The following is an 11,413-nucleotide window of genomic DNA, read 5'->3' on the forward strand; positions in this document are numbered from 1 at the left end:
AAAAGCTGTTGAGCGGATAAATGTAGTACATTGCTCTTCGGAATTTGTAATTCCGAAGTTCCTATCGTAGGATTTACAATCCGAAACTCGCTGTTTTATTGTTTGCACGGTCGCAGGAACCACAAACGACTGGTGTTTCTTGTCATCCCGACGATAGGAGGAATCTAAGTTTCTTTGCCCTCATAGCCGGGTAGGCCTAGTCCTTTTGGCTTAGGCCCAAAAGGACCAAAACTTAGCGAAGCGATCTCTTTCAGGCCATTAAAATTCAAATTAACCGCTGAAAAAACCCCAAGGACTTCCCAAGGTGCCTTTTCGCTCAAATCAATCGCACAGTTCTGCCAGCAGCGCTCAGGGCTGCGTCTGCTTTGCCCTGATGCTCATTTCCTTCGCTTCACAAACCAGCCAATGCCCTTTTCCATCACACAAGGCCTGCTGCTGCCAGAACTTTATCCGGCACTAAGGGAAGTCCAGCCCTCCGGATCAACGTTAGTGCGATTAGAACAATTGATACAAGTAAGGAGGTGAAAAAGCTGTTGAGCGGATAAATGTAGTACATTGCTCTTCGGAATTTGTAATTCCGAAGTTCCTATCGTAGGATTTACAATCCGAAACTCGCTGTTTTATTGTTTGCACGGTCGCAGGAACCACAAACGACTGGTGTTTCTTGTCATCGCGACGGTAGGAGGGATCTAAGTTTCTTTGCCCTCATAGCCGGGCAGGCCTAGTCCTTTTGGCTTAGGCCCAAAAGGACCAAAAACCCCAAGGACTTCCCAAGGTGCCTTTTCGCACAGGTCATCCCACAGTTCTGCCAGCAGCGCTCAGGGCTGCGTCTGCTTTGCCCTAATGCTCATTTCCCTCGCTTCGCAAACCAGCCAATGCCCTTTTCCATCCCACCGGGCCTGCTGCTGCCAGAACTTTATCCGGCACTGAGGGAAGTCCAGCCCTCCGGATCAACGGTAGTGAGATTAGAGCAACTGTTACAAGTAACGATGTAGAAAAAGCTGTAACAGGATAAATGCTCAAGTCTTGCACTATGGTGAGCAGAGTGCTGCGGGCTGGGCCGAAAAGAACGGCGGGCCCGAGTGAGCCTTGCGGGCTGAAGCTTCGTTCTTTTCTTGACTTTTGCCCAACTTTTTGTCAAGAAAAAGTTGGAGGAAGAGTACTTAAGAGCACTTTCAAAACTTATCAAGGTTATAATTTCCCTTAAATCGAAAAGCCATGAGCGGACAAAACCAAATCAAAACCACACATCTGTATTAACCCACTATCTTTGCGAGGAGCAACATCATGAGCACCACTTTCAACCCATACCACTACCTCCTCCCCGTTACCGAAATCATCCCCGATGTCCAGCAACATCTCAACGATAACAACACCCTCATCCTCACCGCTCCTCCCGGTGCCGGAAAAAGTACACTTTTACCCCTTGCTCTGCTAAATGAACCCTGGCTAGGCAACAAAAAGATTATCCTCCTCGAACCCCGGCGCCTCGCTGCCAGCACCATCGCTCACCGCATGGCCGACCTCCTCGACGAGCAACCTGGCCAAACCGTTGGCCACCGGATCCGCTTCGAAAACAAAATATCACGCAATACCAAAATCGAAGTCGTTACCGAAGGTATCCTTACCCGCATGCTCCACAGCGACAACGCCCTCGAAGACGTCGGTCTCATCATCTTCGACGAGTTTCACGAACGCAGCATCCATGCCGACATCGCCCTGGCGCTCAGTCGCGAAGTACAACAGATCCTGCGTCCCGACCTGCGGCTACTCATCATGTCCGCCACCCTCGACGTGCCGCAATTGGCAGAAATGCTAAACGCCCCCGTGGTGGAGAGCAAAGGAAAGATGTACCCCGTGGAAATCATCTACACCGGCGAGCAGCACATCGAGCACCTGCCCGACCTCTGCAGCAAAACCATTGCCCGGGCCATCAAAGAGCAGGAGGGAGATACCCTCGTCTTTCTTCCCGGTCAGGGCGAGATCCGCAAAACCGCGGAAATACTGAATCGCAGCCTCATCAGCTTCGCCATCCACCCGCTCTACGGACAGCTCAGTCACGCCGAACAACAAGCCGCCCTCATGCCCGACCCGCATGGCCGCCGCAAGATCGTGCTCGCCACCTCCATCGCCGAAACCAGCTTAACCATCGAAGGCATCCGCATTGTGGTCGACAGCGGCTACACCCGCAAATCCGCCTTCGATCCCCGTACCGGCCTCTCGGGACTCAAAACCGTGCAAGTCTCCATCGACTCGGCCGACCAGCGGGCAGGTCGTGCCGGCCGCCTCAGTACCGGAACCTGCTACCGAATGTGGTCCGCCGCCACCCAGCAGCGCCTGGCGCCCTACCGCACCCCCGAGATCCTCGACAGCGACCTCACACCACTCATGCTCGACCTCCTCGAATGGGGCATCAGCGATCCCAACAGCCTCTGCTGGCTCAACAGTCCTCCGGCAGCAGCGCTCAATAGCGCCAGAGAACTCCTTACGGCACTCGGCGCTATCGAAGGCGACAAGATCACCGAACACGGCAAACGGATCCACCGCCTGCCACTGCACCCGCGGCTCGCCAACATGCTTATCACGGCGCAGGAGCTCAATAAGCTACCCCTCGCCACCGATATCGCCGCCCTGCTCGAAGAACGCGACCCGCTCGACCGTACCCTGGCTGGTGCCGATCTTAACCTCCGTATCGAACAGCTCCGCCGCTATCGTGCAGAAAGCCGCCGCGACCGCCAATGGGAGAAGATAGAGAAAACCGCCGCCGCCTACCGCAAGCTCTTTCATATCCAGGCCGACAATTCTGCTGCGGACGCCTACGACGCCGGCCTCCTGCTTGCCTACGCCTATCCCGAGCGCATCGCCTCCGCCAGAGACGCCAACAGCGGCCTCTTCCAACTGGCAAACGGCCAAACCGCTACTATCAACCGCGAGGACGACCTCGCACACGAGCCCTGGCTTTCCATTGCCCAGCTCGACGCGCAGAAAGGGCAGGGGAGGATCTTCATCGCCGCCCCTCTCAACCCGAAGGACCTCACACACCTCGCCAAAGAAAGCGAGAATATCCGCTGGGACAGCCGCAAACAACAGCTCCTCGCCACGGCAGACTTCCGGATCGGAAGTATCGTGCTGCAATCCCGTCCTCTCGCGGCGCCCGACAAACAAAAGCTTGAAGAAGTCCTCTCCAATACCATTAAAGCCGAGGGCCAGTACCTGCTCGACTTTAACGAGGCCGTGCAAGCCTGGCAGAACCGTGTCCTCAGCCTTCGCCACTGGAACCCCGAACAATCCTGGCCCGACGTCAGCACCGAGGCCCTGCTCGCCAGCAACAAGACCTGGCTCGGCCCTTACTTTGACCAGCTCCGCAAGGCAGACGACTTCAAAAAGATCAAGCTCAGCTACATACTACAGCATTCCCTTACTTACGAGGAGCAGCAGCAGCTCAACCAGCTCGCCCCGGCCACCATCACCGTACCCAGCGGCTCCAGCATCCCGCTCAGCTATTCCCCCTACGGCGAAGCACCCGTCCTGGCCGTCCGTTTGCAGGAACTATTCGGCATGCTCGATACACCCCGGGTAAACGAAGGAAAACAAAGCGTGCTCATCCACTTGCTCTCACCCGGCTACAAGCCCGTGCAAGTCACCACCGACCTTCGCAGCTTCTGGCAAAACACCTATTTCGAAGTCCGCAAAGAACTCAAACGCCGATACCCCAAACACTCATGGCCCGAAAATCCGCTCGAAGCAGAGGCGGTAAGAGGGGTGAAAAGGAAGGGGTAGGGGTGCGTAGGAGGATTGAAAAAGGTGCTGATGGCCTTCGTGGATGCTGTAGTCCTGCCATTTGCTCATACGCCTGCAGGCATTAGGCGCGATGGCCGGTATTCGCGTCTGTCAGGTTTATAATGAGGGTAAACGCCTTTTTGAACGAAGGCACTAGCACATCTAGCAAAAGGAAGCAGGAGTGTGAATGTTATGCTTAGCCGACCTTAACTTTCAACTGAGCATCATCGTTAAGTTTTAGTAGTACAAGGACTAAAGTTCTTAAAAAATAAAGGTAGTCCATTTCTTGTTGTTCTGAAGTGCGGCTATTTGAACCATGTAGATATTTATTCCTTAAATCCAGTCCATTACTAAACTCCTTTTTATTAAGGTAGTAATTAAAATAGCTAACTTCCTGTTGAGTGAATAATTTGCTGGTGGTTTCTAATATTCCATCGGCGATTAGTTTGTCCATTTGCATTCGAATTGATAGCGGATAATGCCAATAACTCATGCTTCCGTACTCCCTAAGTTTACCGGCAATAAATATAGAAACCATGTTTGCCATTTTATATTCACCAGTTTCATTAACCGTAAGAAAACCCTCTTGCACTAGCTGGTTGAGATAACTTAATTGATAGTCTTCTAGGTCGGTCTGTAGCACACGCTCGCTAATCAAAACTTCGAAAAGATTTTTGTGTTTTTTTTGGCGTCGTCGACTTTCAAGTATTCCGTGAGAAGCGAAAAAATACTGTTGAAGCTTAAGTATAGTCTGGTGCGATGAATAAACATATTTTTTGTCTACTAAACTTGGAATTTCACTGTAGAAGAGTGGGGTAGAATCAATTTGAAGTAATTCATGATCAATTTCACCATCTGTTACGTAGTTTTTATATTGCTTTAGCAGGTATTCCATTTCCGGTGCCAATAGCCTGATCTTGTCAGAAGGGCTAGCTTCACTTTGAGGCATATGGAAAACGAGACCAGTTATCTTGACGTTGTCGGCAAACTGCTCGATAAAGCGTTGAATTACTTCTTCTATTTTCCGTTGCTTTCTCGAAAGATAATGTGATATTATACCTAACTGAGCAAGCGATAGGAGGTTTTTGTGACTAAAGGCAATCCCATTATTGTATTCATTTTTGGAACACATAAAGACCTTCTCAAGGCCGTCCATTTCACTGTCCTTATTAATCAAAGTAATGAAACCCTCTGTATCGGTGTAGGCGAATAATTGGTGAAAGACGTTTATAAACTCCATATCAGATGCGAGGGCATCTAAATAAATCCCCCCATATATAACGTTGGTATCCGTTCCTCTTCTTTCGAATCGCACAGGTTCGACTTGACTCAAATCCAGTCCTGCAGCAACAGAAATCTTGGTCGAATTTTCCTCAGAAAAATACTTTTCCTGCAAAGCTTTAGCCTTTTGTTTAGCTTTGAGTAGGATTTTTGGGGGTAGTTTTAAATGTTTTGAGTTTTTTACTAGTTCTATATAGTTAAGATTCGGTTCTAATGAATCTATGTAACTAGTAATAATTAAGTGTTTATCAACATCGGAAAGGCTTTTTGGAAAAATATATTGGTCTGCATCACTTAAGCGTTTTTCTTCAAATTGCGAGAGAAGGAGTTCGGCACTTTCCGAATAACTTAACAGGAATAATCTGATTTCGGAATTATAGTGCTCAACTATCGGTTTAAATTTTAAAACATACCTAATATGTTCCGGGTGCAATGATAGAATTTTTGAGAAGGACTCCGGTCGGCTTTTTTGTAAAGCTTAAAATATTGAAAGAGTTCCCAAAAGCTTTCTCGGTTATCGAACTCAAGTTTGCTTATTTCATTAATAAGATCTGCATCTTTTAAAGCTAAAAAACGTATTCTGATTTCATTTAGGGCCGACTGGACTATTTCTAAATATCTGTCTTTCTGCTCAACTGTCCAATGACTGAGGGAAAGATCGTTTTCAAAATATTTATTTATGTGATGATACTCCAGCAGCGAGTTTATCGTCAAAGTCGTTAGATTTTCAGCAGTATTAAGAAGTTTCTCGGCATTTTTTAACATGTAGGGCCAAGCCATGTCTTGTTTTGAAAAAAATACAACCTTGTCGTGTCTGTTCATCGATGGCTATTCTGCATCCTGCTTTTTAGGAAGAAGCTGTTTGAGTTTACTTCGGTATTCTAAAAACTCAACATCGTCTGGATTAAAGTGCAGAGTGTACTCTATTTTTCCTAATAAATGCGACAAGTAGTTAGCTCTAGAATTCTTTGATTTGGCGAGATGCTCAGCGATACCGTACTTGGATATATAATACATTTCAAGTCTGATATTATTGCGATACTTCTTAGATACCTGCGTTTTATCATTTACAAGGATACCAGTCACTACTTGCCTTTGATTTCTACGCATCACCCTCGTTTTCTCATCATTAATTTCTAAAGGCGAATCCTCAATTTTTTCCTTGATAAAGTTTATCACCTCTAGTTCATTAAAATCACCAGAGAAGGTCATGTCATCAGCGTATCGAGTATATCTAATATGTTTGTTCTTGCAAAACCCAAATACATCTTCGTCGAAAGTTTTGAGATATAGGTTAGATAGGTAGGGGCTCGTGGGTGCGCCCTGTGGTAATGAACCATCAAGACAACAGAGCTTGCTTAAAAGATTAGAGATATTTGACGAGTAGCCAAAGGATAAAAAAATTTTTTCTATAGCGTCCTGTTTTATAGATGGGAAGAAGTGTTTGAAGTCAAGGTTCAAGACTTTATTCTTGCCAACATGGAACTTTACATTTTCCCTAAGATTTCTCTTTTGGATGTAGGCTTTAGCATATTTGCTTGGCCTCTCTTGATAAAGAATGTTATAAAGAATCCATAATTGTATCTCTTTCAAGCTTGGTAATGGCTCCTTAATTTCCCTATAGTCCTTTTTTTTCTTTTTTTTGACTTTGAACGTTCGATAGTAAGAAGCGGTGAATAAGGCAGCTTTTTTTAGATATAGCTTGTTATAACCTACGAGTCCAGCAAAGTTTGTCGTATTGTAGATAATAGGGAAGCCCTTAGACAGTAATGGAATTGCATAACTTAGACATTTCTGGATATTTTCTTCAGAATAACCAGCAACCAAAGCTTTTTTTCTAAAGGCGCTTTCATATTGGGCAGCAGTCATATTTATTTCATTGAGGCCTGCAAGTTTCCTTGCAGGCCCTTTGAACAAAGCGAACAAGAGGGAGCGAAATGCCGGGGGAGGCACGGAGGAGGCTTTCGGTTCCTCTTGTTCGCTTCCAAGCTTGAAAAGCTATTCACCATCCGGGGAGGTGAACTCACCACCCAGTTTCTTTATCCTAAACGGAAAACTCTTTCACCTTAAAATGATAATTCATCTTGGTCAGGTAAAAATACATCATTTTTATCAATTTTAGTTATCCTAAATTCAGTTGCCGGCTCAATCCACTGAGCAGAATTCAACCTTTTCAGCTCCTTGTTTAGTGTATTGATCTCTTGCTCACCGGCTTCAGTTAATTCATATTTATTGTTAATTTTTGCCAAAGCACCCTCTGCTAACAATTCGTTGATAAAGCCGACAATCTGCGAGTATTCAAATCCCATTTTGATAATAGGTTGAATATTACCGTTGTGTTTTACAAGCTTTAGAAGGAGCAACTTAACATCATCTCTCATGGCTATCGTTTAAAAGGAGCATACTTTGATTTTTTTTCAAGCCAAAAAACAGGGAAAGTATTGTTAACAGACCTATTGTTCAATGCTACTAGGCTTTCTGATTTACCCCAACCAAAATTGAACTTTGGATCAACTTTAATTTTCGATTCCATTTCCTCCATTAACAACAAGTATTTTTTCTTTTCTTCTCCAGCATAGTGATCGCTAATCTCTCGATCTAAGATTTCACTACAACTCATCATGTTAGGGTATTTAACTGAAAAATTCTCAATGCCAATTCGTTGACCCATAAATGTTATTACACATACATTGTCTGTTGAATCTAATTGCTTTGTTTCATATAGTTCATCCAGAGCTTCTATGGCTGTATCTCCGGTTCCAGTAAAATCGTCAACCAGCAGTAAAATACAGTTTTCATTTAATTTCTGACGTATCTTATCCCAATTGCTAATCCATTGTAAGTTGTTGTTAAACCATTCGTAATTAAAATCAATGTTGTTTTTTAAGTGATACCAAATATTATCCGCACTTTTCGTTTCTTTAGTAGAAGGCTTTTTTAAGGGTGCGACTATAATTCTTTTATATTCCTTTATATTCGGCACATTATTTACTGCCTCTGTGAAATATTGGGCGTAATCGTTGATTCCAATATTTTTAAACCGGTATGATAATTCAATAAGGAATTCTTGTTTTTCTTTGTCGAACAAAGAAAGCCTTGATGAGAATCGGTTAAAAAGACTAGACCATTTGGCTGCATCACTTTCAATTTCCCAATTTTTATACTTAAAAAGCTCAGACATTTTATCTAGTATGTCTACAGCAATATTCATCGGCTATTCATAGTTTTTACCGGTGAAATATACAAAAAAGGTATAGAGACACAATTTATTGTTTGCTTTCTTAGTGTCCTTTGCAATAAATTTATAATAAGACCTATCGGGTACATGGGGACCTTAGACTCTAAGGGTTCAAGATTCTCGAGAATTTGGATTTCATAGGGTCGGAACCTTAGCTAGAGAGTTAGATCTGATTTAAATGTTATAGGCCGCACTTCTATCTTCCTTCGACATCCACTTATTCAACAGGGAAATACGTTTGGATGTCGTAAAATCCTTATAGCCCTCTGTCCGGAGAGTTACGCCCCACTTTGCAAGGTGTGCCGGGAGAAAAGCACCGGTTAGAAGTAGCTTTTCATAACTTCATAAAAGATGGAGGCAGGCCCTCCGGCGGCGAACTTGCAGGAGTAGCCGTCAAACTACCCCCAGCTACCGGGAGCATAAGCATTTTGCATAGGCGCTTGCTGGTTCGAGCTTGCAGCTCGGACCTTTCATAGACGACAGTTTCTTATTTTAGCTCATATCCCAGATGAGTCGTAATTATAAATTCCACAACAAAGAAGGTCTATACTTTGACAGCTTCGCTACCGTCAACTGGATAGACATATTTGTACGTGACGAACATTTTATGATTTTAGTGGCTAGTTTGGCATGGTGCAGGAAAGAAAAAGGCATGTAAATCTGTTCGTGGTGTATAATGCCTAGTCATGTACATCTGGTGTTCAGAGCAAAAGAATCTAACCGGGTGAATTACTGAAAAGCGAGTATTTCGGGAATGAAGCGCGCAGGATTGAAAAATAGCAACGTGAAGAATATATAGTTCTGGCAGCAGCACAATCAGCCTATTGAGTTATGGAGCCCAGAAGTGATCGATCAAAAAGTCGATTATATTCATAACAATCCTGTTGTAGCGGGCTTTGTGACAGAGGCTCATCATTGGAAATACAGCAGCGCAATAGATTACAGCGGTGGCAAAGGCATGTTTGAAATTGACTTTGTGTGAGGTAATAAGTCCGAGCTGCAAGCTCGAACCAGCGAAACGCCCCTTACTAGGTGCTTTAAGCTTGCGGTAGCCAGGGGCCGACTGTGGGCTGAGTACTTGTGCCTCATGTTAACCATGCGTCTGGATATCTGAAGTGTTTGTTTTGGCGCAAGTATGCAGCGTTGACTTGTGGGTGGCGTACTTGTGCCTTAGACCAACAAAGGATCTACTTTCGTTATCTCAATGATACCCTTCAACCCATAATTTCCCTGACACTACTATACAGATAATCTTCAGGTTTCTCGACAAAGCCCGCATGGACTGATTATTATGAATGTAATCCAAGGTATCGTGGAGATGCTTAGCGTCTCTCATTTCTATTCGACGGTTATCTTGTCGCCATAGCTGGAAGCTTAAATTGTTGCCGTTCTGCTTACCAGCCCTTTCCATTCCCGAGGTACTCGGGACAGGCTATCCATAACATCCATTTTCGTCTGCTTTCCGCCTAACCTTGGGTTTGATTATGAACAGGTTATTGCCTGATTCGTGACAAGTACCGGGAAGCTCCGGGAAGCGTTCAGTCGTTTCCAAACAATTCCCGAAGTGTCACTTCCTAAAACAGCTATACACATTAAGAGTGTATGGAATCACAAAAAGAAGAACAACAGATTAAGGGAGAGCGGCTAGCATATCGCTTTTCAATCGAGGAAAAGAAGGAAGCCGTCCGGGCTGTAGAAAGAGGAGAATTAGTTAAATCAGTAATTGCCCGTTACCGGATCAGTGACAAAACGCTGGCAAATTGGAGAAATCGGTATAGCCAAACTCATAAACCGGTAGCTCACCGAGTTTATAAATTCTCAGAAAAGCGTTCAGTACTACGCGCTATTGAGAAAGGTATGAGCGTGAGTGATGCAGCCATAGCTTTTGGAATACGGAATAGTGGCTCTATTCGGGAATGGATAAAGCAAACAACCGCGGAAAATGCCGACCTTAGTGCTATTGCCATGAAAAAAGCGCAACCACAAGAGTCTAAAGAGCAAGATCTGGAAACACTCAGACAGCAGTTGGCCGAGGCCCAGCTAAAGATTAAAGCCCTGGAGACATTGATCGATGTAGCTGAAGAACACCTGAAGATTGATATCCGAAAAAAGCCTGGTGCCAGGCAGTCACCAAAATGAAAGAGGACTATCCTGGCACAGGTATAAAGATACTGTGCCGACTGTTTGGCAAAACCCGCCATGCCTGGTATGATCACCAGTGGCGTCTGAAGGATACCGGTGTTAAAGAGGATATTATTCTGCAACATGTATTGAACATAAGAAAGGATCTGCCGCGGGTTGGGACACTGAAACTGCAACATATAATTACTCCGCAATTGGCTGCTCACGGCATTTCATGTGGTAGAGATTATCTGTTTGACCTAATGCGCGAACATGGTCTGTATATCCGAAAACGTAAGCGACGGGTGATTACCACCGATTCCAGACACTGGATGCATAAATATCCCAACTTGGTAAAGGAGTTGAAGGTTACGCGCCCTGAGCAGCTCTGGGTAAGTGATATCACTTACATTCGAATAAGTTCGGGCTGGGCCTATCTGAGCCTGATCACCGATGCTTATTCGCATAAAGTGATGGGATATTGCTTGAGAAAGGACCTTTCTGCCCAGGGCTGTATAGAGGCGCTGGAAATGGCATTGGAGAACAGGGATTACAATGAGACCCTGATCCATCATTCCGACCGCGGCTCACAGTATTGCTCCAAAGAATATGTAGCACTTTTAATTCAGAACAAAGTAGCAATCAGCATGACAGAGAATGGCGATCCTTACGAGAACGCAATCGCAGAACGCATGAACGGTATTCTTAAATCCGAGTTTGACTTATACGTATCACAGCAAGGGCTGGCAGAAACAAAGCAGCATATCGCTCGGTCCGTTGCTGCCTACAACCAGATTCGGCCGCACGACAGTTGTGACCGCCTCACCCCCGAGAAGGCTCATCTGCAAAGTGGAATATTAAGAAAACGATGGAAAAGTAGAAATCAAATAACCGCAACACCACTTGTATAGTTCATAAAGGAATAACAAATTGCAGTGTATAATTGAATTAGTAATAAGCAATAAACCTGTATAGCTATTTCAGGACGAGACA

The 11,413-nt window shown here is 45.0% G+C and carries 8 protein-coding genes; 4 read left to right on the top strand and 4 right to left on the bottom strand.

Annotated elements, in window-relative coordinates; genetic code table 11:
• Positions 1–1,287: 1,287 nt before the first annotated feature.
• On the top strand, positions 1,288–3,780 hold the full coding sequence (gene hrpB, locus J4N23_RS10450) for an ATP-dependent helicase HrpB (protein ID WP_207427078.1): 2,493 nt from the start codon (positions 1,288–1,290) through the stop codon (positions 3,778–3,780).
• 196 nt (positions 3,781–3,976) lie between these two features.
• Here hrpB and J4N23_RS10455 read toward each other — a convergent pair whose 3' ends face one another.
• The 4 genes from J4N23_RS10455 to J4N23_RS10470 all read right to left on the bottom strand — a co-directional run bounded on the left by J4N23_RS10455 (position 3,977) and on the right by J4N23_RS10470 (position 8,272).
• Entirely contained in the window at positions 3,977–5,494 is a 1,518-nt protein-coding gene (locus tag J4N23_RS10455; RefSeq protein WP_207427079.1) for a hypothetical protein, read from the bottom strand.
• A 395-nt stretch (positions 5,495–5,889) separates the two neighbouring features.
• The gene (locus tag J4N23_RS10460) at positions 5,890–6,978 is read right to left on the bottom strand and encodes a reverse transcriptase family protein (protein ID WP_207427080.1); all 1,089 of its coding nucleotides are present in this window, start codon (positions 6,976–6,978) and stop codon (positions 5,890–5,892) included.
• Positions 6,979–7,127: 149 nt separating this feature from the next.
• Positions 7,128–7,442, bottom strand: coding sequence for a hypothetical protein (locus J4N23_RS10465; protein ID WP_207427085.1), 315 nt, complete (start codon positions 7,440–7,442; stop codon positions 7,128–7,130).
• 2 nt (positions 7,443–7,444) lie between these two features.
• On the bottom strand, positions 7,445–8,272 hold the full coding sequence (locus J4N23_RS10470; RefSeq protein ID WP_207427087.1) for a hypothetical protein: 828 nt from the start codon (positions 8,270–8,272) through the stop codon (positions 7,445–7,447).
• Between the two features lie 871 nt (positions 8,273–9,143).
• Here J4N23_RS10470 and J4N23_RS20975 point away from each other — a divergent pair.
• The 3 genes from J4N23_RS20975 to J4N23_RS10485 all read left to right on the top strand — a co-directional run bounded on the left by J4N23_RS20975 (position 9,144) and on the right by J4N23_RS10485 (position 11,331).
• The gene (locus J4N23_RS20975; RefSeq protein ID WP_242689176.1) at positions 9,144–9,281 is read left to right on the top strand and encodes a hypothetical protein; all 138 of its coding nucleotides are present in this window, start codon (positions 9,144–9,146) and stop codon (positions 9,279–9,281) included.
• 620 nt (positions 9,282–9,901) lie between these two features.
• On the top strand, positions 9,902–10,438 hold the full coding sequence (locus J4N23_RS10480) for a transposase (protein WP_207427094.1): 537 nt from the start codon (positions 9,902–9,904) through the stop codon (positions 10,436–10,438).
• On the top strand, positions 10,435–11,331 hold the full coding sequence (locus J4N23_RS10485) for an IS3 family transposase (RefSeq protein WP_207427095.1): 897 nt from the start codon (positions 10,435–10,437) through the stop codon (positions 11,329–11,331). Before J4N23_RS10480 ends, J4N23_RS10485 begins: the two co-directional genes overlap by 4 nt.
• Positions 11,332–11,413: the final 82 nt, after the last annotated feature.

Origin of the sequence: Pedobacter sp. SYSU D00535 (assembly GCF_017355855.1) — a bacterium.
Lineage (GTDB): Bacteria > Bacteroidota > Bacteroidia > Sphingobacteriales > Sphingobacteriaceae > Desertivirga.